Here is a 20,564-nt window from a genome sequence, read left to right on the forward strand (position 1 = left end):
AAACCGTCATCGCTCGACGTGAACGAGCTCGGTGAGCCCGCTGACGGTGAGCACGGGCATGAGCAGGCGGTTGGCGAGCACCCGGCTGACGTCGTCGGCGTGGCTGAACAGCGCGTTGATGGCGGCGCTGTCGATGTAGGCCACGCCGCGCAGGTCGACGGTGATCGCGCCGCCGGCGGTGGCGTCGGCGAGGGCCCGGGTGAAGCCGGCGACGTTGCTCAGGTCGATTTCGCCGGTCGCGGTGACCAGCGGCGTCCCGTCCTGTTGCCAGGTGGTTTCAAGGGTGAGCGGGCTCGTCATGGGCGATCCTCGTTCGCAGGCGGACGGTGGTCCCGGCGGGACCGGGATCGACGCTGACTTCCTCCAGCAACGCTCTCATGAGGGCCAGGCCGCGCCCGCGCGGGGAACGGTTGGACGCCCGGGGCGGCTTCCACGTTCCGGTGTCGGTGACGATCACTTCGACGCGGTCGACCGTCGCGGTGGCCCGCAGGCGGACGAGGCCGTCCGGCGAGTCGCGGTGGCCGTGCTCGATCGCGTTGGCCAGCGCCTCGCCCGCGGCGACGAGGACGTCCTGGGCCTGCTCGGGATCGAGGCCGCACTGCTCCAGCCAACCGCGCAGGGCCCAGCGGGCCGGCGCGAGGTGCTCGACGTCGGCGCGGTACTCCAGCTCCAGCGGGCCCGGCCGGCGGTACAGCAGCAGCGCGACGTCGTCTTCGAACCCGGCCGCCGGGGCGAGTCCGGTCATGAGCCGGCCGGCCAGGTCCTCCAACGGCAGGTCGCGGCTTTCGCCGACGAGGCCCGCGGCCCGGCCGATGCCCTCGTCGAGGGGCAGGCGGCGGCGTTCGACGAGCCCGTCGGTGTAGAGCAGCAGGGTGGCGCGAGGGGGCAGCACCCCCCGGGCTTCGGAGCGGGTGTGGTCCGTGCGGATGCCCAGCGGGATGGCCCGCCCGCCCTCCAGGAGCTCGACGGTGTCGTCGGCGTGCACGAGGATCGGCGGCGGGTGGCCCGCGCTCGAATACACGAGTTCTCCCGCACCGGGGTCGAGCACCGCGCAGAACGCGGTGGTGCAGGCGGCGCCGGGCAGCCGGTCCGCGAACCGATCGAGGCCGGTCAACGCGGCCGCCGGGGACGGGTTTTCCAGCAGCAGGGCCCGGCACGCGCTGCGCAGCTGCCCCATGACCGTCGCGGCGGCCAGGCCGTGGCCGACGCAATCGCCGACGACCAGGGCGATGCGCCCGCCGTCGAGCTCGACGGCGTCGTACCAGTCACCGCCGACGTGCAGGGGCCGGGTCGCGGGCTGGTAGCGCACCGCGAACCCGCCGGGCAGCTGCGGCGGCCCGAGGATGGCCAGCTGCAGCGCCAGCGCCGTCTCCCGCTGCTGGCCCAGCTGGTGCACCCGGGCGAGGCCCTGGCCCAGCCGCCCGGCCAGGACGGCGAGCAGCGTCTGCTCCTCGGTGGTGAACAACCGCCGCTCGGCCAGCTCGACCCACACGACCAGCACGCCGTCCGGGTGCTGCAGCGACACGCCCGCCGACCCGGCCGGTCCGGCCAGGACCGTGAGCAGATCGCCGTCGCCCACCGCCGTGATCGCCCGCCGCACGAGTGGATCGAGGTCGCGCCACCGCGCGGGTACACCGGCGCAGACGACGGCCGGCTCCCCGTCCGTCGCGGGGTTGGTGACCGCCAGCACGCGGTGCGCGCGCCAGACCCGGCGCAGTTCCGCCACGGCCGCCGTCAGCGCCTCGGTCACGGTGTCGGCTTGGGCGAGTTGCTGGTTGAGCGCGGACAGCGCGGCTTGGCGCTGCACCGCGTAGTGCTCGGCGGTGGCGTCGCGGAAGGTGCCGACGGTGACCCGGCGGCCGGTGTCGGGATCGTGGACCTGGGTGAAGGTCGCCGTGACCCAGAGCCGGTGCCCGTCGCGGTGGGTGACGGGGATCTTGTGCGTGCCGCGCGGGCGTTCCAGCAGCGTGACCAGCGCGTCGGCGGCCTGCCGGTGGGCCTCGGCGTCGGTGGTCGCGTCCGGCCACCACGGGTGCACCGGCTCGTAGGGCAGGCCTTCCGGGCCGTAGCCGAGGACGTCGGTGAACGTGGAGTTGATCTCGATGACGGACCCGTGCTCGTCGCACACGAAGAAGGCTTCCTGCAGGGATTCGACGAGCGCGCTGCGCCACCGCGCGTGGTGGGTGCGCAGCCGGGCCATTTCGACGGTGGCGCCGGCTCGCGCCAGCAGTTCGGCCGCGGTGAACGGTTTCACGAGGTAGTCGTCGGCCCCGGCCCGCAGCCCTTCGACGGACGCCTCCTCGCCCGCGCGGGCCGACAGCAGCACGACCGGCACCGCCGCCGTGCGCGGGTCGTGCCGCAGCGCGGCCAGGAGGGCGAGGCCGTCGAGGCCGGGCATCATCACGTCGCTCACGAGCAGGTCCGGCGGATCGGCGCGCACTGCGTCGAGCGCCTCGAGGCCGTCGGTGGCCGTGCTCGTCCGGTACCCGGCACTCGTCAGCAGCCGGGCCAGGTACTCGCGCATGTCGGCGTTGTCGTCGGCGATCAGGACCCGGGCGGGGCCACTCGGCGCGGCCTGGTCCGCCCGTGTGAGGGGAGCGTCGCTGCCCGCGGTCTCGCCGGGCAGCCACCGCAGTGCTTCCTGCACGTACTGGTCCGCGCTCGGGGAGACGGCGACGCCGGTGCCCGCCTGCGCGAGGGCGTCGGCCGGCAGGTGGGCGGAGCCGAGCGGGAGGCGGATCGTGAACGTGGTCCCCGTGCCCTCGGCGCTCTCGGCGGTGACCGTTCCGCCGTGCAGTTCCACGAGTTCCCGCACCAGCGCCAGCCCGATCCCGCTGCCCTCGTCGGAGCGCGCCCTCGTGTTCGCGATGCGGTGGAACCGCTCGAACAGCCTTGGGATCTCCGCGGCGGGGACGCCGACACCGGTGTCGGCCAGGGTGACCACCGCGTGCGTGTCGTCCCGGCCGACCGTGAGGGTGATGGCGCCGTCGAACGTGAATTTCAGGGCGTTGCCGAGCAGGTTGAAGACGACCTTCTCCCACATGCCGTGGTCGAGGTACACCGCTTCGGCCTGCGCCGGGCAGTCCACCACGAACCGCAGTCCCGCCTTCTCGACGGCCGAACGGAACACGCTGGCCAGCTCCGCGGTGACCGCGGCGAGGTCCGTCGGTTCGAAGCGGGCCTGCATCCGGCCGGCCTCGATGCGGGAGAAGTCGAGCAGGGCGTTGACGAGCTTGTTCAGCCGCAGGCCGTTGCGGTGCACGACCGCCAGCTCTTCGCGGGCCCGTTCGTCCACTCCGGACTCCCAGGCCCGCAGGTCCTGCACGGGCCCCAGGATCAGCGTCAACGGGGTGCGGAACTCGTGGCTGATGTTCGAGAAGAACGCGGTCTTCGCCCGGTCCAGCTCGGCCAGCTCTTCGGCGCGGCGCTGCTGGTCCTGGTAGCTGCGGGCGCTCGCGATGCCGGCGGACAGGTGCCCGGCCACCAGTTCCAGGAACCCGCGGTAGCCCGCGTCGAGGTCGCGGTAGCGGTTCAGCGCCGCCACCAGGAATCCGTACGGCGTGCTGCCCAGCTGCCGCAACGGCACGACCAGCGCCCGGGCCGGCGGATCCGGCCACACCCCCGACGGAAGTCCGGCGAACCGGGTGCCTTGGAGCTCGACCAGCGCCGCCACGCCCTCGGCCGCCGCGCCCACCGGCCACACCGCCGTGGGATCGCCGATCAGGAGCACCGGCGGGCTCGCGGGCCCGCCGGGCGCGATGCCGGTCGAGGCCGCGAGCACGGCCCGGCCGCCGTCGAACAGGTAGGTCAGCGTGAAGGGCAGGTCGCGCAGATCGCGCCCCAGCTGCCGGCCGGCGAACGCCAGCACCTGCCGTTCGGTCTGGATCACGCTGGGATCGGATCCGAGGTCGCGCAGCACGGCCATGCGGCGCTCGCCGATCACGCGGCCGGTCTCCTCGGTGACCACGCACAGCATGCCCACGACGCGGCCGTCGTCGTCGCGCAGCGGGCTGTAGGAGAAGGTGTGGTAGGTCTCCTCCGGGTACCCGGACCGTTCGAGGATCAGCAGCAGGGCCTCGTCCCACGTCGCGGTGCCGGTGGCCAGCACCGTGTCGATCCGCGGGCCGATGTCGTCCCAGATCTCGGCCCACACCTCGCGGGCCGGACGGCCCAGCGCCCATGGGTACTTGCGGCCGAGGGTGTCGCGCCGGTAGGCGGCATTGCAGAAGAACGTGAGGTCCGGGCCCCACGCCAGCCACATCGAAAACCGTGACGAGAGCAGGATGCTCACCGCGGTCTGCAGGCTCTGCGACCAGCCGCTCGGCGGCCCGATCGGGGTCGCGCTCCAGTCCACCCGGGCCAGGTCCGGCCCGACCTCCTCGTCGGCAGCGAACACGCTGCCCCCGCCGGCCGGTGGACCGGCATCTTCGGAACGCACTCGATGCCCTCTCTTGGCCCGCGGGCTTCCAGCCTACGGCCGTGACGTGCTCATACCCGGTTCCGCCGCCGCTCACACGACGCGCGGCGATCTTCCCGCGCGTTGTGCGGGGTGGCCGCGAGTGCGGGAGGATCGGCCGATGCAGGCTTTCGATGCGGACCGGCAGCCGGCGTTCACGAGCGGGACGGAGAGCACGAGCGTCAGTCTGCGGCGCGAGGGTGCCGCGGCGGTGCTCACCGCGCGCGGAGAGTTCGACGCGGTCACCACACCCCGGTTGCAGGCGGCGATCCGTGAGGCGCTCGAGGGCGGGCCCGGCGTGCTCGTGCTCGATCTGACCGGGGTGGAGTTCTTCGCCTCGTCCGCGCCGGCGGCACTGGTCGAGGCGCAGCGCGTCGCGGGCGACCGGACCGAGGTCCGGCTGGCGGTGGAGCACCGGATCGCGCGGACGCTGACGCTGCTCGGCCTCGACGGGCTGTTCGCGCAGTACCCCTCGGCGGCCGAGGCCGTCGCGGGCAAGTGACCGAACGCGGCGGAACCGAAGACCGCACGACAAGGTGGTGAGCATGGCCCGGAGCGGGGACCTCGACGGGGCCGCCGAGCCCGAACTCCGGGTGTGCCGGCCCGCCCGCACGGACGACATCACCGGGCTCCGCCACGACCTGGCCGGCTGGCTGCGCGCCCTCGACGTGCCCGGCGACCTCGCCGGCGACGTCGAACTGGCCGCGTACGAGGCGATGATCAACACCGCGGACCACGCCTACCCGAAGACCCCCGGCGACGTCGAGCTCACCGCCCACCACGAGGCGGGCCTGATCCGCGTCACCGTCACCGACCACGGCCGCTGGCTGCCGCCGACCGCGAACCCGGGCCCGTTGCACGGGCGCGGGCTTCCGCTCATCCGGGCGCTGCCGGACGACGCCACCGTCGACCCGACCGAGCGCGGCACCACCGTGACCATGACCTGGTACCCGAAGGGGCCCGGTTCGACCTGAAAGCCACCCCGCCGAGGTCCACAGTGGACAGGCGCCGTCAGCCGGGCGGTGGCGGGTGCTCGGCGAGCCACGTCGCGCCCCGGCGAGCCGACGCGCGCGACAGCCACGCCTCCTGGACGACCTCCGCGAGCTCGCCGCGGCTGATCTCGCCGAGGCGGCACGCGCGGACCAGCACCGAGAGGTGGCCGCGGAAGTGCGGCGTGGTGAAGAACGGTGAGGTTTCGTCCTGCACCAACGCTTCCTTGTCGGCTTCGGACGGGACCCAGAAGACGATCACGTCGGCGTAGCGTTCGCCGGTGTCGGGGTCGAACGCGTCCGGGCGCGGGTTGCGGAAGAAGATGAACGACTTGCCCCCGACCTGGTACACGGGTTTGCGCTCGGACCCCGGCCAGAGGGTGACGTGCGGCATCGCGAGCGCCAGTTCGTGCACGTCCTCCACGGACGCGGGGCGGTCGTCGTCCGGCATGCGCCCAGTTTAGGAGCGGAGGCGCCGGCGCGGCGGTGCCTCCGCCGAGGGATCAGGCGCCCGCGTGCTGAGCATGGCACCGGCACGAACGGCGACGCGGTGTGCTGCGGCGGTGTCATGGCGTGCTCCGGAGCGACCGGACGCCTCCCGGCGGTCGTCGCGGGTGGGCGGCAGCAGGAAGCCGAGTGTTGGGTCGCCGTCGGGCCGGATCTGCCCGAGGAACCGGCCCGGCGGGTCGACCCGGAACGCGCGGGCCGCCTCGAAGCCGGCGCACCGGATCGCGACGTGGTGCGGGTGGCGTTGTGCTCCGCAGCCACGCCGGACCCGCAGCGCCACCCAGACCTCGCGCCGCCTCCGTCCGCCGGGCCTGCGGGCGGCGGGGACAGGCTGGCGCGTCGGCCCAGCCACACCGCCACGACGCCGTGGCCGCGCGCGATTACGGTGACCGGGACGAAACCGCCGGACCGCCGAGGAACCAGCCATGCCGAGATTGCGCGCGTTGCCGGCGGCGTTCGTGGCGCGGTGGCCGCTGGGGGTGCGCGGGGCGGCGAGCGTCGGTGTGCCGTTGCTCGCCGGGGTGCTGGCCGGGCGGGCGGATCTCGGCGCGATCGCGTCGCTCGGCGGGATGGCGGGGGTGTACGCGGGGAACGCGCCGCGGCGGCACCGGCTGCGCGTGGTCGCCGCGGTGGGGCTCGCGTTGACGGTGCTCGTGCCGCTCAGCGGGCTGGCGGCCGCGGTGCCGTGGGTGTCGATCGCGTTCGCCGGCCTGGCCGCGGCGGGCGCGAGCTTCGTGTGCCTGGCGCTGCGGGTGCCGCCGCCGCGGGAGTACCTGATCGTGCTGGCCGTGCTGGTCGCGTCCGGCGAACCCGTGGGGTCAGGGGAGGCGCTGGTGCACGGCGCGTTCGTCGCCGCCGGCGCGCTGATCGGGTTCGCCGTGTCCGCCGTGGTCGGGCCCGGCGACGGCCTCGGGCACGTCGTGGAGGAGGCGTGGGACGCGGTCGCCGACGTCCTCCGGACGGCCGGCACCCCCGCGGCCGCCGACACCCGCCGGCGCGCCGTCGGCGTGCTCAGCCGCGGGCTCGAAACGTCCCGGCAGGCACGGCCCGGCTCCGCCGCCACGGTGCGGCCGCTGGCCGCGGCGGACCTCGTGCTCGCCTCCGCGCTGTCGGTCTCGTTCGACGCCACCGAGCCGCTCGCCGCGCACACGTGGCGGCCGGAGCTCGAGGACCTCCGCCGGGGACGCCCGGCCTCCCCGTCCGGCCACGCCGCTCTCGAGCGGGCGTTCGACGACGCGAACCTCGTGCTCGCCGGCCACGGCGTCGGCGACGCGGACGTGGTCGAACCCGGCGCCGGCGCGAAACTGCGGCAAGCCCTGACCCCGCGCGCGGTCGCGCTGCCCGCCGCGGCGCGCATCGGCGTCGCGGTCGCTGCCGGGGTGCTGGCCGGCCGACTGCTGGGCCTCGCGCACGCGTACTGGGTGGGGCTGACCGTGGCCGCGGTGCTGCAGGCGTCCAACGTGACGCTGCTGCTGCGCCGTTCCCTGCACCGGACCGTGGGCACGGCCGGCGGCGTCGCCCTGGCGGCCGCGGTGTTCGCGGGCGCACCGTCGCCGCTGGTGATCGCGCTGGTCGCGATCGGCGCCCAGTTCGTCGCCGAGGTGTTCCTGCCGGTGGTCTACGGCGTCGGCGTGGCCTTCGTGACGCTGGTGCCGCTGTTCCAGTACGAGCTCGCGGTGCCGGGAGCGGAGTTCGGCAGCGCGCTCGGCGCGCGGCTGCTGGACACCGCGATCGGCGCGGTCCTCGCCGTCGTGCTGCGCGTGGTGCTGTGGCCGCGCGCCACCGCCGCCCGGCTGCCCCAGGTGCAGGCCCGGACCCTCCGCGTGACCGCCCAGGTGTTCCGCCGCCGCTGGCTCGACGCCGGCGACGCCGAAGAACCCCGGGGCCGGTTGCGGGAAACCGTGCTGGACCTGCGCAGCGTCGCCGAAGACGCGCGGGCCGATCGGCTGCCGGACCGGCGGGCCGAACGCGCGGACCGGGTCACCTACGCCGCCGGCGAGCTCGCGCTGCTGGCGCTCGCCATCCCGTACGACCGGCCCGCGCCGCCCCGCGAGCGCGCGCAGGCGTTCCTGTGCGGGCTCGACCGCTTCGCCGAGGCACTCGAACAGGGTGTCCCGGCGTCCGTCACCGACCACGGCCCGATCCCGGGCTATCCGCGGCTCAGCGCGGCGAACCACCTCCTGGTCACCGCACTCGGCGCGCCCCCCGGGAACCCGGGCCCCGGGTGATCCCCGGGGGCCGGATCGGATTTTCGGCGCAATACTGGAGCGCATGGCGACCGACCCCGACACCGGCACGGCGACGGCTCCGAGGCCCGCTCCCGAAGGCCCGGAGCTGCACTTCGACCAGCGCACGGAGCTCGGGGAGTTCCTGCGCAGCCGGCGCGCCCGGCTGAAGCCGGCGGACGTCGGGCTGCCCGACTACGGCCGGCGCCGCCGCGTGCCCGGCCTGCGGCGCGAGGAGCTGGCCCAGGTCGCGGGCGTGTCGGCCGCGTACTACACGCGCCTGGAGCAGGGCAACGGCCAGAACGTGTCCGCCGAGGTCCTCGACGCGATCTCCTCGGCGCTCGCGCTGTCCGAAGCCGAGCACGCGCACCTGGTGCACCTGGTCAAACCGCTCCAGCGCCAGCGGCCGGTCGAGCCGCAGCGCCAGCGGGTGCGGCCCGAGCTGCTGGCGACACTGTCCGCATTGGACAGTGTGCCCGCGTACGTCTGGGGCCGCCGCAGCGACGTGCTCGCGTGGAACCGCCTGGCGTGCGTGCTGTTCGGCGACTGGAGCGCGCGCGCCCCGCGCGATCGCAACTGGGGCCGCGTCACGTTCCTCGAGCCCGCAGCGCGGCAGCGCTTCGCCGACTGGGAGACCAAGGCGGCCGACGTGGTCGGTCACCTGCGCTGGTACGCCGGCCGCTACCCGAACGACCCGCAGCTGGCGGAGCTGCTCGCGGACCTGTCGGTCAGCGCGGACTTCCGGCGGCTGTGGGACGCCCACCAGGTCAAGCGCAAGACCCACGGTCACATGCTGCTCAACCACCCGGACGTCGGCGAGCTGACGGTCCGCTACGAAACGTTCACCCTCCCCGGCGACGAGGACCAGTCGCTGGCGATCTACCACGCGGAGCCCGGTACGGCGTCGGCCGCGGCGCTGCGCTCGCTCACCCTGGCGCGGGAACTCACGGCGGGCGCGCGGGACTGAGCCCGGATCGGGCCGTCCGGCGCGGTCCTCGCCGAGGGAACTTGCCGCGGAGAATTCCGCCGGAGCGGCGGAACCTGACCCGCTGAACTCTCGCCGGTGGCCGTCGGCGCTGCGGATATGGCACGATTTGCCCACTTGGGTTCCGCGGCACTCGACGAGCTCCGCGGCGAGAGCGGTGGGTGCGGTGATGACGATGCCGCGGGTGGTGGTTGCCGAGGACGACGTGCTGTTGCGCGAAGGCCTGGCGAGTCTGCTCGAGCGGTCCGGGTTCACAGTCGTCGGGCAGGCCGGTGACGCGGCCGGTCTGCTGAAGCTGACGCGTGAGCACGAACCCGACCTGGTGCTGGTGGACGTGCGCATGCCGCCGACGCACACCGCCGAGGGGCTGGAAGCCGCGCGGATCATCCGGCAGGAACTGCCCGACATCGGGATCCTCGTGCTGTCCGCCCACGCCGACGTCGACCACGCGATGGAGCTGCTCGTCAGCGGCCGCAGCATCGGGTACCTGCTCAAGAGCCGCGTCGCGGACGTGGGGGAGTTCCTCGACGCACTGCGGCGAATCGCGAGGGGCGGGTCGGTGGTGGAGCCGGCGATCGTGCAGGAGCTGGTGGAGGCCCGCCACCGCAACGATCCGCTGGCCGCGCTGAGCGCCCGGGAACGTGAAGTCCTGTCGCTGATGGCCGAAGGCCGGTCCAATTCCGGCATCGCGCGGCGGCTGTGGGTCACCGAGGGCACCGTGGAGAAGCACGTGCGCAGCGTCCTGGCGAAACTCGACCTGCCGGAGACCACGGACGACCACCGGCGCGTCCTCGCCGTGATCACCTACCTCGACAACCGCTAGCGCTCCAGCAACTGGTGGATCGCCCGCGCCGAGAGTGAAGACTTCGACAGGAAACCCGCGGCCGGCCCGGCCTCGATCACGTCGTGGTAGTCCTCTTCGGCGTGGGTCGAGATCACGATGATCCGCGATTCGCCGCCCGCCGGGGTGCGGTCGAGCTTGCTCACCAGCTCCAGACCGCTCTCACCACCGAGGTCGATGTCGACCAGCACGACTTCGGGCCGCAGGTCCTCGACGGACCGCAGCGCCCCCGCACTGTCGCTTGCGACCCCGGCGACCGTCACGCCCTCCCGCTCCAAGAGCCGGCGGGCGGCGGCCAGAAAGTCCGGACTGTCGTCGACGATCAGACACCGCACGTACTCACCGTCCCAGAAGTAACCCCTTGTGCGCATCCCGGCTAGCCGGTACGCCGCGGCCCGGCAACCGCTTCCGCATACACCCGGTCGAGCTGGTGCAGCCGGATGTGCCGGAGGGCTTCGCTGAACGTGCACGCGCCGTACCAGATCCAGCCGCACCCGTCGCAGTGGCAGTGCCAGCGGTCGCAGTGGGCGCAGTACTTGTTGCTGGCGTGGTGGTGGTTGGTCATGACGTCGCTTCTTCCGGACTGAACGGGACTCGCTCAGTGTGGCGGGCGCACGGTGTCCGCGTCGTCACCGCGAGCGGGCATTTCCCGGGCCCGGCTGCCGGGAACGGGCTCTACCGGCTGCCCGGTATCAGCCCGCGGCGCCGGCGGTCTGCTCCGCGAACGGGAGGTCCGCTTCGAGCCGGGTGCCCTCCGCGGGCGGGCTGTGCAGCGCGACCCGTCCGCCCAGCGCTTCGACGCGGTCCCTGATCCCGGTCAGCCCCGTTCCGGTGGTGAAGTCGGCACCTCCGTCGCCGTTGTCCTCCACCGCCACGTGCAACACCCCGTCACGCGCCTCGACGACGACGGTGACGGCACTCGCGCGGGCGTGCTTGGCGGCGTTCGTCAGCGCTTCGGCGACGACGTAGTACGCGCCGATCTCGATCGGTTCGGGCAGGCGCCCGTTGGCGCGGACGATGAGCTCGACCGGGTACGGCGAGCGCCGGGCGAGTGCTTTCAGCGCCGGCAGCAGCCCGCCTTCGGCGAGGATCGCCGGGTGGATGCCGCGCGCCGTCTCGCGCAACTCGTCCAGTGCTTCCGACAGCCCGGTCGCGATGTTGTCCAGCTCCTGGCCGGCTTCGCCGAGCTCGCGCGGGACCAGTGCCTGCACGGCGCGCACCTGCAGCGCCAGCGACACGAGCCGCTGCTGGGCGCCGTCGTGCAGGTCGCGTTCGATGCGCCGGCGGGTGCGGTCGGCGGTGGCGACGATGCGGGCCCGGGACGCCCGGAGCTCGGCCCGGGATTCGGCGTTCCCGATGGCGGTCGCGACGAGTTCGGTGAAGCTCGCGATCTGCGCCTCGGTGTTGGGCGGGAACGGTGCGTCGCTCTTCGTCGACGCGGCGATCACACCCCAGATCCGGCCGGCGACGACGATGGGGCAGCCGATCGACGAGCGGATGCCGAGCCCGCGCGCCTCCCGGGCGATCGTGCCCTCGGCGCCGCGGAAGGTCGCGAGCCGGACCGGCCGGCCCGTCTCGCGCACTTCGCGGGCGACGCTGAGCCCATCGAGGTTGAACCGCTGCCCGACGGCCAGGTGCACGGGCACCCGGCTGAACGCGGCCACGCCGGTCACGGTGCCGTCCGTCTCGTAGCGCTCCATCCGGGCCAGGTCCGCGTCGTACAGCTGGCCGACTTCGCGGGTCACCGCCTGGAAGACCGCCGACGGCGGACCTGCTTTGGCCACGAGTGTCGCAACGCGACGCAACGCCGACTGCTCTTCGTTCAGGCGCTCCGCGGTTTGCGCCGCCCGTTGCAGGCGCGAGGCGAGCGTCCCGACCACGACCGCGGTGATGAGGAAAACCCCCAGGGCGACGGCGGTCTGCGTGTCGGCGACCAGCAGGGGATAAGCGGGGTCGACGAACAGTGCCACGTACACGGCGACGCTCAGCACCGAAGTGGCCACGGCGAGCACGGTTCCCCACACCACCGCGATCGGCAGGACCACGAGCAAGTACAGCGTCAGCAGGGAAACCGGCGGCACGTGCGGCTCGAGCAGCTTCGCGACACCCGTCACGGCGGCGACAGCGATCACGCCGGCCAGGACGCCACCCGGCCAGCGTCGCACCCATCCGCCGCTGAGGCGGCCTGGCATCAACGTTTCTCCGGCCACGTGCAACACCCAACGAGAGGGTATGTCGTGGCCAGCCGGACATCCAGCCCCGCGGCCGCTCCCGCTAGCGGGGGGTGCGAACTCCAGGTGGCAGGAATGCGTGGTGACGCCCGCCACGCGATGCTGAACGGGCCCCCGCCACCCGCGGACACCCGGTTCCCGGCCACTTCGCCGGGTGTCCGCCCCTCCAACCAGCTCCGGACCGGAAGGTGGAGTCTGATGCGGATCTTCGGCCTGCCCCGTGCCGGACGCCCGGCGCCCGTCGTTCCCCCGCTGCGCGACCGCGAAGCCGCCCTCCGCCCGGCAACCCCCGCGCTCCCGCCGGTCGCAGTGTTCCCGCGCCGGATCCGCGCCGACCGCAGGTGGACTCCGTGAACTTCGAACAGACCCCCTTCGCCCGCTGGCGCCTGCCCCTGCTGGGCTCGGCGTGCTCCGTGTGCGGCCGTCCGGCCGAAACGCTCTGGGTCCTCACGAACGATCGCATCGTTTCCCACCGCGGCGGCGCTTCCCCGTGCCGGCTGCCGAATCCCCGCCCCGACGTGGACCTCGCCACGGCGGCCGCCCCGCGGGAGACGAGCGCCGCCTGACGCCGTCCACAGTGGATCACCGGCGGCGGGGCGGGTCCGCGGTTCCGGAATGGACAGTCCGTGCCGAGCCGAGGCCGTGCCCGCCGGGAATTCCCGGCTGACTCGCCTCGCACCACGCGAGGAACTGGCGCGGACCCCGGTCATCCCGTCGGCGCGTACCGCAGCGTTCCCGCGACGTCGCCCCCGCCGGGGACGTCCTCGTGGCGGACGGCGAGCAGGCGCGCACCGGAGAGCCACGCGCGGCGGGCGATCTCGTCGACGAGCCCGAGGGCCGCCGAACCCCCGAAGGTCACTTCACCGAGGTCGTCGACCTCACCGGGGATGTTCGCGTCGATGTCCACGAAGAGCGTGTCGACGGCGCCGTTCGTGGCGAAGCGCGCGAGGTCGGCGACGTCGGTGGAGGTGCGGCCGTGTTCGAAGCGTTCGGCGAAGGTGCGCTTCTCCTCGTCGAGCCGGTCGCCGTACCACCCGTCGAGGATCGCGCGGGCTTCGGTGACCAATTCGCCGTCGCCGCGGCCCTCCGGGTTGCCGGGCACGCTGTGCGGCACCAGGTCCGGGTACCGGCAGTGCGCGCGGAAGATGCTGTCGAGCGGCTCGGTGGCGGCCAGCACCAGCGGCACACCGTGGCCGGGCAGGACTTCGCGCAGCGCGCTGTCGACCAGCCGGGAGAACTGCGCCATCCGCAGCTTCTGCCCTTCCGCGCCCTGCACCCGGCGGATCGGCGCGCGGTCCTTGATGGACGACTTGCCCACGGCCGAGGCCACGTCGGCCGGCATGTCCGGCACGCGCACCTCGCGGGGAGGCGCGTCGGGCACGGTTTCCAGCAGCCGCACCGAACGCTGGGCGAGCGCCAGGACGAACGCGGTCTGCGGGAACGTCACCGCTCGCATCAGCGGCTTGACGAAGAACCGCGTCCCGCCGACGGCGGCCGGGGTGAGCCGGTTCGGCAGCCGGAAGCTGCGCAGCGACGCGGGTGTCGCGAACACCGCGAGGCTGCGGGCCTGGTGGCGCCAGAAGTCCCCGGAGTTCTCGTCCTCCAGCACGGCGAGCTGTTCCGCCAGGGCCGCGAACGCCTCCTTGTCCGCGTCGCCAAGCTGCGCCAGCGCGTCCCGGACCCCGTTCTTGTACGCGATCCGCTCGGCCTCGCCCGGCGACGTGGGCGAGGTCTCGAGGTAGATCGACACGGCGGCGGGAGCTTCGGCCTGCCACAACGCGTCGATCTCGGAGCGGGTCGGGATGTCGGTGTACAGCGTCATGCGGTCCCTCCTCGTCGAGGTGTCCGTCGGCCCGGTCCCGCCTGCGGCAGGGCGGGGAACTCCGTTCCCGACAGTAGGTCCGAGCCCGGCCCGAAACCACGGAGTTCCGCTGCGCTGAGTTCAGCGTAACGCGCAGTAGTCCTGAAATAAAGGACTTGATTTCTAATAATCAGGAACATACCGTCGTCGGGGTGAGAACAGACGTAGTGCGAGCGCACCGGGCCCTGGCCGCGGCCGGGCAGGCCGACCTGGTCTGGGGGCACGTGAGCGTGCGGGACCCGGACGGGCGCGGCGCGTGGATGAAGGCCGCCGGCTGGGGTTTCGAGGAGGTGGACGACGAGCGGGTCGTGCTCGTCGCCGCCGACGGCGAGGTCGTCCAGGGCGCCGGGCCGCGGCACCTCGAGTTCCCGATCCACACCGAGGTCCTGCGGGCGCGGCCCGACGTGCAGTGCGTGGTGCACACGCACTCGGCCGCGGCCACGGCGTTCGCGTCGCTCGGTGTGCCGGTGCGCGCGATCGACCACGACGGCGTGCTGTTCGCCGAACCCGACGTCCCGCGGTTCACCCGCACCGGCGCGCTCATCTCGACGCCGGAGCTGGGTGCCGAGCTCGCCGGCGTGCTGGGCGGCGCCCGGGCGTGCCTGCTCGCGCGGCACGGCCTGGTCACCGCCGGACCCGACGTCGCGCACGCCGTGATGTACGCGGTCCTGCTCGACCGCGCCTGCCGCAAGCAGCTCGACGCGATGGCCGCCGGCGGCCCCGCGTCCTGGTCGTCTCCCGCCGAGGCCGAGGCCAAACGCGCGGAGTGCTGGCCACCCAGCCAGATCGAAGCCGGCTGGCGCTACCTCAACCGGCTCGCCGAGAAGGGAAACCGATGAACACACAGCGCAAGACCGTCCTGGTGACCGGGTCGGGCCAGGGCATCGGGCGCGGCGTCGCGCTCGGCCTCGCCGAGCGTGGCTGGCACGTGCTGGTCGCCGACATCGACGAGCAGCGCGCGAAGACCGTCGCCGCGGAGGCCGGCGGCGAAGCGGTGGTCGTCGACATCGCGTCCGCGCAGTCCTGCCGGGAAGCCGCGGAACAGCTGCAGCGCCAGGGCGTGGTCCTCGACGGGCTCGTGAACAACGCGGCCCTGTTCTCGACCCTGACGATGAAACCCTTCTGGGAGATCGACGAGCAGGAGTGGAACCGCGTGCTCGGCGTGAACCTCACGGGCACGTGGCAGCTGACCAAAGCCCTGCTGCCGGCACTGCGCGGCGCGGAATCGGCGTCGATCGTGAACGTCGCCGCGAGCGCCGTGTGGATCGGGCGCCCGCACTACGCGCACTACGTCGCCTCGAAGGCCGGCCTGATCGGCCTGACCTACGTGATGTCGCGCGAGCTCGCCGGCTCGGGGATCCGCGCCAACGCCGTGACGCCGGGCTCGGTGCAGACCGAGATCCCGCGCACCACCATCACCGCCGACCAGGTGCGCAAGCAGGTCGAAGCGCAGAACGTGCAACGCCCCGCGACCCCGGACGACCTGGTGGGCGCGATCGCGTTCCTGCTCGGGCCCGACAGCGGGTTCGTGTCGGGGCAGACCGTCAACGTCGACGGCGGCCTGACGGTCCGCTGAGAGCAGGAGGAGAGAACCGATGGGCCAGCCGAACTTCGCCGACGCCGCGCAGCTGTCCGCCTACACGCGGGAGCGGCAGTGGTCGCTGCTGCTCGGGGGCGAGCTCAAACCCGCGGCGACCGGGCGCCGCTTCGACGACGTCTCGCCGGTGACCGGTGAGGTCATCGCCGAGGTCCCCGACGCCGACGCGTCCGATGTGGACGCCGCGGTCAGTGCCGGGCTCCAGGCCTTTCCCGCGTGGTCGGCGACCAGCGTGCAGGAGCGCGTGGCGATCGTGCGGGCGATCGCGCAGCGGCTGCGCGACAACGCCGCTGAACTCGGCGCACTCGACACCCTCGACGGCGGCAACATCATCCGTCTGTCCACTTCGGATGTCCGGGCCGGCGCGGCGATGCTCGACTACTTCGCCGACCTCGGCCAGGCGCTGAAGGGGGAGACCAGCCCGCTGTCGGCCGGCGCGCTGCACTACACGAGCCCGCGCCCGATCGGCGTCGTCGCCCGGATCATCCCCTACAACCACCCGATCATGTTCGCCGCCGGGAAGATCGCCGCCCCGCTGATCGCCGGCAACTGCGTGCTGCTGAAGCCGCCGCACCAGGCGCCGCTCTCGGCCCTGCGGTTCGGCGAGCTGATCGCCGACCTGCTGCCGCCGGGTGTCCTGTCGATCCTCCCGGGCGCCGGACCGGCGACGGGCGAGGCGATCGTGCGCCACCCGCGGATCCGGCGGATCGCGTTCATCGGCAGCGCGGCCACCGGCCTGGCGATCCAGCGGGCCGCGGCCGAAACCGCGGTGAAGCACGTGAGCCTGGAGCTGGGCGGCAAGAACGCGCTCGTCGCGTTCCCCGACGCCGACCCGGCCCAGGTGGCGGCCGCGGCGGTGCGCGGCATGAACTTCTCGTGGTCGGGCCAGTCGTGCGGCTCCACCAGCCGGCTGGTCGTGCACGAGGACATCCGCGAGCAGACCGTCGCCGAGATCCGCCGGATCATCGGCGAACTGCGCCTCGGCGACCCGTTCGACGAGAACACCGACGTCGGAGCCCTGGTGTCGCAGCAGCAGTACACCAAGGTCCTGTCCTACCTGGACCTCGCCCGCGGCGAAGGCGCGCAGCTAGTGACCGGCGGCGAACCGTTCCGCCCGGACGGCCGCGACGGCGCGCTCATCGTCCGCCCGACGGTGTTCACCGGCGTCGAGGCCGGGATGCGCATCGCCCAGGAGGAGGTGTTCGGGCCGGTGCTGTCGGTGCTGTCGTTTCGCGACGAAGCCGAGGCCGTCGAGATCGCGAACGCCACCGAATACGGCCTCACCGGCTCCGTGTTCACCGACGACCTGCGGCGGGCGCACCGCGTGGCCGCCGCCCTCGAAGCGGGCTACGTGTGGATCAACGACTCGTCCCGCCACTTCGTCGGCGCCCCGTTCGGCGGGGTGAAGTCCTCCGGCCTCGGCCGGGAGGAATGCCTGGAAGAACTGCTCAGCTTCACCGAGACCCAGGCCGTGCACGTGTCCTATCAGGACTGAAAACGCGAAGGGGGGACCTCGCACTCAAAGGAGAGAAGCCGTGGTGACATCCGCAAACACCTCGTCGGTTACCCACGCCCCAGCCAGATCCGCCTGGCGCCCGCAGCTCGCGGGCGCGGCGGCGATCACCGTCTGCACGATCGTCACGATCATGGAGGGCTACAGCCTCATCGTCTTCGGGTCGGTCATCCCGACCCTGCTGCACGACACCGCGCTCGCGCTCACACCGAGCATGGCCGGCGTGCTCGGCAGTCTCATCTACGCGGGCATGCTCGTCGGCGCGTTCTCCGCCGGGGTCGTCAGCGACCGCGTCGGGCGCCACCCGACCCTGATCGTCGCGATCACCCTGTTCGGGCTCGGTTTCCTCCTCACGGGCCTGGCGGGCTCGGCGCTGGTGCTGGGCCTGGCCCGGGTCGTGTCCGGACTCGGGGTCGGCGCGGCGGTGACCTCCGCGCTCGCACTGGCCCGCACCCACGCCCGGCCCGGGCGTGCCAGCCTCGTCGTCAACATCACGATGGCCGGCATCCCGGTCGGCGGGGCGATCGCTTCGCTGATCGGCATCGGCGTCCTGCCCGCGTTCGGCTGGCGCCCGATGTTCCTGATCGGTGCCGCGCTGACGCTGCTCATCCTGATCGTGGTGGCCGCCGTCCGCTTCCACGACGTGCAGGAGGCCGCGCCGGACGTGGCCGCGGCCCCGCGGCGCTCGCCGGTGCGGGAGCTGTTCACCGGCCGCGGCATCCTGCTCGCCGGGCTGCTGGCCGCCGTGGCGATCCCGAACATGTTCACCTGGTTCGGGCTCAACGTGTGGCTCACCGCCGCGATGACCTCGCTGAACTACCCGCTGACCTCCGCGCTGCTGTTCGGGTTCACCCTCACCGCGGGCGCCGTCGTCGGGTCGCTGATCGTGTCGCCGCTGGCCGACCGGCGCACCCCGGTGATCGCCGCCGTCGTGACCGCGTCCTGCACCGTCGTGGGCCTCGCCGGGATCGTCGCGGGCATCCGGTTCATGCCGCTCCTCCTGCTGTGCGTCGCACTGCTCGGCGTCGGCGGGCACACGACGATGAACCTGCTCAACGCCGCCGCGAGCAACCTGTTCCCGCCGGAGATCCGCGGCACCGCGATGGGCTGGACGAACAGCACGTCCTACCTCGGCGCCGTCGGCCCGCTCCTCGGCGGCGTCATCATCTCCTCCAGCCTCGGTGCCCAGGGGGTGTTCCTGGTGTTCGGGTGCTCCGCCGTCCTCGCCGTGCTCGTCCTGGTGGTGTTCACCGCCGTCACCCGCCGGCCGTCCCCTTCGGAGGTTTCGCATGCCTGACAACCCCGGCCTGTGGTGCCAGGAAGGCTGGACCCGCTTCCGGCACGGCGACTTCGCGTGCACCGTCGTCAGCGACGGTCTGCTGGAGATGGGCCCGGCTCGCGACAACTTCCCCAACGCCGAGCCGGCCGACGTCGACGCCCTGCTGACCGGCCACCACCTCGAGCCGGAACGGGTGCGCCTCGACCAGAACCTGCTCGTCGTCGACACCCCGGACGGGCGAGTGCTGTTCGACACCGGCGTCGGCACCGTGCCCGAACTCGGCGTGGCCACGTTCGGCGCCCAGACGGGCAAGGCGGTGGCGAACCTCGAGGCGGCCGGGATCGACCCCGCGTCGATCGACGTCGTCGCGATCACCCACGCGCACCCGGACCACTGCTGGGGTCTCGTGGACGCCGACGGGAAACCGCTGTACCCCAACGCGCGGATCATCGTCAGCGAAGTCGAGTACCGGCACTGGACGGATCTGTCGAAAGTGGACAGCGCACCGAACCAGCACCTGCGCGACCACTACACCGGCGCGGACCTCAACCTCAACGCCTACGCCGGCCGGCTGACGCTGATCGGCGACGGCGACGAGGTCGTGCCGGGCATCACCGCGATCGCGACGCCCGGGCACAGCCCCGGCCACGTCGTCTACCGCATCACCAGCGGCGGCCGCACGATGATCTGCTGGGGCGACTTGTGCCACCACTACGTGCTGCTGCTGCGCCGTCCGGACTGGGGTTTCCGGTTCGACTACGACAAGGCGGCGGCCACCGCGCAACGGCGGCGGATCTACGACCTCGTCGAGGCCGAGCGGCACGCGGTGTTCGCCTACCACTTCCCGTTCCCGGGGCTCGGGCACCTGCGCCGCGACGGTGAGGGGTACGCCTGGCTGCCGGCTCAGCCCGAGCCGGAGTAACCGCTGCGGCGGCGCGCACGGCGGGTTCCCGCCCGCTGTGCGCGCCGTGCGGGTCAGGACAGCAGCGGCAGCTTCTTCACGAGCTTGTCGACGCGGTTGCGCGGTCCGACGAGGCCGAGGGCGTAGTAGCGCACCTCTTCGGGCGGCAGGGCTTCGAGGCCGCGCACGTACTCGTCGTAGACGCGGGTCTGCTGGCCGAGGCCCGGCATGTCGGCGACGTACACGCCGAGGCTCTCAGCCGCCTTGGCCCGCAGGGCGGTCAGGGTTTCGCCCGGCGCGGCGAGGATCGTGCTGCCGATCCAGGGGAGTCCCGGGTGGACGGTGCCGCCGGCGTCTTTCGCGTCCGGGCCGAGCAAGCCGGCCACGGCCCGGCCCGTCGCGGCGGCGACGCACACGGCGGCGTTCACCGCCAGACCCGGCGGGAGCGCGTCGTCGACGACCACGACCCACTTCAGGCGGGCGGCTCGCGTCGGCGCGCCGGTGTCGATCTCTTCGGGGGAGAACCCCACGTCGGTGAGCACAGGTGATACCTCACGAAGTACGGCTGTTTGCGACCACGCTAATCTGAGCGTCGGCGCTTGCCCAAGCGATCCGTACATAATCCGGCGGAGGGCTCACCATGGCGGATCTCGACGAACTTGATACGGCGATCCTGCGGGAACTGCAGGCCAACGCACGGCGCACCAACCGCGACGTCGCCTCGGCCGTCGGTGTTTCACCGACCACGGCGCTCGACCGCACCCGCGCGCTCCACGAGCGGGGCGTGATCCGCGGCGCCACCCTCGACGTCGACCTCGCCGCGATCGGCCGCCCGGTGCAGGCCCTCATCGCGGTCCGCGTCCGCCCGCCGTCACGCCGGGTCATCGAAGCGTTCCGCGGCTGGGTGTCCGGTCTGCCCGAAACGCTCGCCGTCTTCGTCACCTCCGGCACCGAGGACTTCCTCGTCCACGTCGCCGTGCCGGACAACGAAAGCCTCTACGCGTTCGTGATCGACCGGCTGACCGAACGGCCGGAGGTCGCCGACGTCCGCACGTCGGTGATCTACGAGCACCTGCGCACGCGGGTCGTCGACCCGGCTTCGCGGCGGCGCGGAGCTCAGCGCCGCCCGGCAGCCCGGGGGCGGGGGGCGCGGAGCAAAACCCCCGCTCAGGCCCCCGC

19 protein-coding genes and 1 pseudogene are annotated in these 20,564 nt (G+C 73.2%); 12 read left to right on the plus strand and 8 right to left on the minus strand.

Annotation, left to right across the window (positions count from 1 at the left end):
* Nucleotides 1–6: 6 nt before the first annotated feature.
* Both ACIA77_RS45005 and ACIA77_RS45010 read right to left on the minus strand, forming a co-directional pair.
* Entirely contained in the window at nucleotides 7–300 is a 294-nt protein-coding gene (locus ACIA77_RS45005) for an STAS domain-containing protein (RefSeq protein ID WP_395892317.1), read from the minus strand.
* Entirely contained in the window at nucleotides 278–4,438 is a 4,161-nt protein-coding gene (locus ACIA77_RS45010; protein ID WP_395892318.1) for a SpoIIE family protein phosphatase, read from the minus strand. Before ACIA77_RS45010 ends, ACIA77_RS45005 begins: the two co-directional genes overlap by 23 nt.
* Nucleotides 4,439–4,577: 139 nt before the next feature.
* On the opposite strand from ACIA77_RS45010, the gene ACIA77_RS45015 reads away from it, so the two are divergent.
* Together ACIA77_RS45015 and ACIA77_RS45020 are read left to right on the plus strand one after the other, a co-directional pair.
* Nucleotides 4,578–4,958, plus strand: a complete 381-nt coding sequence (locus ACIA77_RS45015) for an STAS domain-containing protein (protein WP_395892319.1) — start codon at nucleotides 4,578–4,580, stop codon at nucleotides 4,956–4,958.
* A 43-nt stretch (nucleotides 4,959–5,001) separates the two neighbouring features.
* A complete protein-coding gene (locus tag ACIA77_RS45020; protein WP_395892320.1) occupies nucleotides 5,002–5,430 on the plus strand; it encodes an ATP-binding protein in 429 nt (142 codons plus the stop codon).
* Nucleotides 5,431–5,467: 37 nt separating this feature from the next.
* Here the strand turns inward: ACIA77_RS45020 and ACIA77_RS45025 are convergent, their stop codons facing one another.
* Nucleotides 5,468–5,896 (minus strand): MmcQ/YjbR family DNA-binding protein, encoded by a 429-nt coding sequence (locus tag ACIA77_RS45025; RefSeq protein WP_395892321.1) that lies wholly within the window; start codon nucleotides 5,894–5,896, stop codon nucleotides 5,468–5,470.
* Between the two features lie 481 nt (nucleotides 5,897–6,377).
* Between ACIA77_RS45025 and ACIA77_RS45030 the strand changes: the two genes are divergently transcribed.
* The 3 genes from ACIA77_RS45030 to ACIA77_RS45040 all read left to right on the plus strand — a co-directional run bounded on the left by ACIA77_RS45030 (nucleotide 6,378) and on the right by ACIA77_RS45040 (nucleotide 9,985).
* Nucleotides 6,378–8,180: an FUSC family protein gene (locus ACIA77_RS45030; RefSeq protein WP_395892322.1), complete on the plus strand. Its 1,803-nt coding sequence runs from the start codon at nucleotides 6,378–6,380 to the stop codon at nucleotides 8,178–8,180.
* 43 nt (nucleotides 8,181–8,223) lie between these two features.
* Nucleotides 8,224–9,144 (plus strand): helix-turn-helix transcriptional regulator, encoded by a 921-nt coding sequence (locus tag ACIA77_RS45035; protein WP_395892323.1) that lies wholly within the window; start codon nucleotides 8,224–8,226, stop codon nucleotides 9,142–9,144.
* A 187-nt stretch (nucleotides 9,145–9,331) separates the two neighbouring features.
* Nucleotides 9,332–9,985 carry a response regulator gene (locus ACIA77_RS45040; RefSeq protein ID WP_395892324.1) on the plus strand — a complete coding sequence of 218 codons (654 nt, stop codon included), beginning with the start codon at nucleotides 9,332–9,334 and terminating at the stop codon, nucleotides 9,983–9,985.
* On the opposite strand, the gene ACIA77_RS45045 is transcribed toward ACIA77_RS45040, so the two are convergent.
* The 3 genes from ACIA77_RS45045 to ACIA77_RS45055 all read right to left on the minus strand — a co-directional run bounded on the left by ACIA77_RS45045 (nucleotide 9,982) and on the right by ACIA77_RS45055 (nucleotide 12,195).
* Nucleotides 9,982–10,374 (minus strand): response regulator transcription factor, encoded by a 393-nt coding sequence (locus ACIA77_RS45045; protein ID WP_395892325.1) that lies wholly within the window; start codon nucleotides 10,372–10,374, stop codon nucleotides 9,982–9,984. The genes ACIA77_RS45040 and ACIA77_RS45045 overlap by 4 nt on opposite strands.
* Nucleotides 10,375–10,379: 5 nt before the next feature.
* Nucleotides 10,380–10,568 (minus strand): hypothetical protein, encoded by a 189-nt coding sequence (locus ACIA77_RS45050; protein ID WP_395892326.1) that lies wholly within the window; start codon nucleotides 10,566–10,568, stop codon nucleotides 10,380–10,382.
* A 127-nt stretch (nucleotides 10,569–10,695) separates the two neighbouring features.
* Nucleotides 10,696–12,195, minus strand: a complete 1,500-nt coding sequence (locus ACIA77_RS45055) for a DUF4118 domain-containing protein (protein WP_395892327.1) — start codon at nucleotides 12,193–12,195, stop codon at nucleotides 10,696–10,698.
* A 389-nt stretch (nucleotides 12,196–12,584) separates the two neighbouring features.
* Between ACIA77_RS45055 and ACIA77_RS45060 the strand changes: the two genes are divergently transcribed.
* On the plus strand, nucleotides 12,585–12,800 hold the full coding sequence (locus ACIA77_RS45060; RefSeq protein WP_395892328.1) for a hypothetical protein: 216 nt from the start codon (nucleotides 12,585–12,587) through the stop codon (nucleotides 12,798–12,800).
* Nucleotides 12,801–12,940: 140 nt separating this feature from the next.
* Here the strand turns inward: ACIA77_RS45060 and ACIA77_RS45065 are convergent, their stop codons facing one another.
* Nucleotides 12,941–14,056, minus strand: a complete 1,116-nt coding sequence (locus tag ACIA77_RS45065; RefSeq protein WP_395892329.1) for a hypothetical protein — start codon at nucleotides 14,054–14,056, stop codon at nucleotides 12,941–12,943.
* Between the two features lie 191 nt (nucleotides 14,057–14,247).
* On the opposite strand from ACIA77_RS45065, the gene ACIA77_RS45070 reads away from it, so the two are divergent.
* Genes ACIA77_RS45070 through ACIA77_RS45090 form a run of 5 tightly spaced genes read left to right on the plus strand, consistent with a single transcriptional unit; the run spans nucleotide 14,248 to nucleotide 19,406 of the window.
* Nucleotides 14,248–14,934: a class II aldolase/adducin family protein gene (locus tag ACIA77_RS45070; RefSeq protein ID WP_395892330.1), complete on the plus strand. Its 687-nt coding sequence runs from the start codon at nucleotides 14,248–14,250 to the stop codon at nucleotides 14,932–14,934.
* Entirely contained in the window at nucleotides 14,931–15,671 is a 741-nt protein-coding gene (locus ACIA77_RS45075) for an SDR family NAD(P)-dependent oxidoreductase (protein WP_395892331.1), read from the plus strand. The genes ACIA77_RS45070 and ACIA77_RS45075 overlap by 4 nt, the downstream gene beginning before the upstream one ends.
* Before the next feature lie 19 nt (nucleotides 15,672–15,690).
* Nucleotides 15,691–17,187, plus strand: a complete 1,497-nt coding sequence (locus ACIA77_RS45080) for an aldehyde dehydrogenase family protein (protein WP_395892332.1) — start codon at nucleotides 15,691–15,693, stop codon at nucleotides 17,185–17,187.
* Nucleotides 17,188–17,227: 40 nt separating this feature from the next.
* A complete protein-coding gene (locus tag ACIA77_RS45085; RefSeq protein WP_395892333.1) occupies nucleotides 17,228–18,502 on the plus strand; it encodes an MFS transporter in 1,275 nt (424 codons plus the stop codon).
* Nucleotides 18,495–19,406 carry an MBL fold metallo-hydrolase gene (locus ACIA77_RS45090; protein WP_395892334.1) on the plus strand — a complete coding sequence of 304 codons (912 nt, stop codon included), beginning with the start codon at nucleotides 18,495–18,497 and terminating at the stop codon, nucleotides 19,404–19,406. The genes ACIA77_RS45085 and ACIA77_RS45090 overlap by 8 nt, the downstream gene beginning before the upstream one ends.
* A 53-nt stretch (nucleotides 19,407–19,459) precedes the next feature.
* Here the strand turns inward: ACIA77_RS45090 and ACIA77_RS45095 are convergent, their stop codons facing one another.
* Nucleotides 19,460–19,927, minus strand: a complete 468-nt coding sequence (locus tag ACIA77_RS45095) for a DUF2000 domain-containing protein (RefSeq protein ID WP_395892335.1) — start codon at nucleotides 19,925–19,927, stop codon at nucleotides 19,460–19,462.
* Between the two features lie 98 nt (nucleotides 19,928–20,025).
* Here ACIA77_RS45095 and ACIA77_RS45100 point away from each other — a divergent pair.
* Nucleotides 20,026–20,490: pseudogene (locus ACIA77_RS45100) on the plus strand (Lrp/AsnC family transcriptional regulator); the annotation flags it as partial.
* Between the last annotated feature and the right edge of the window lie 74 nt (nucleotides 20,491–20,564).

Source organism: Amycolatopsis sp. NPDC051903, from assembly GCF_044452505.1.
Classification (GTDB): Bacteria; Actinomycetota; Actinomycetes; order Mycobacteriales; family Pseudonocardiaceae; genus Amycolatopsis.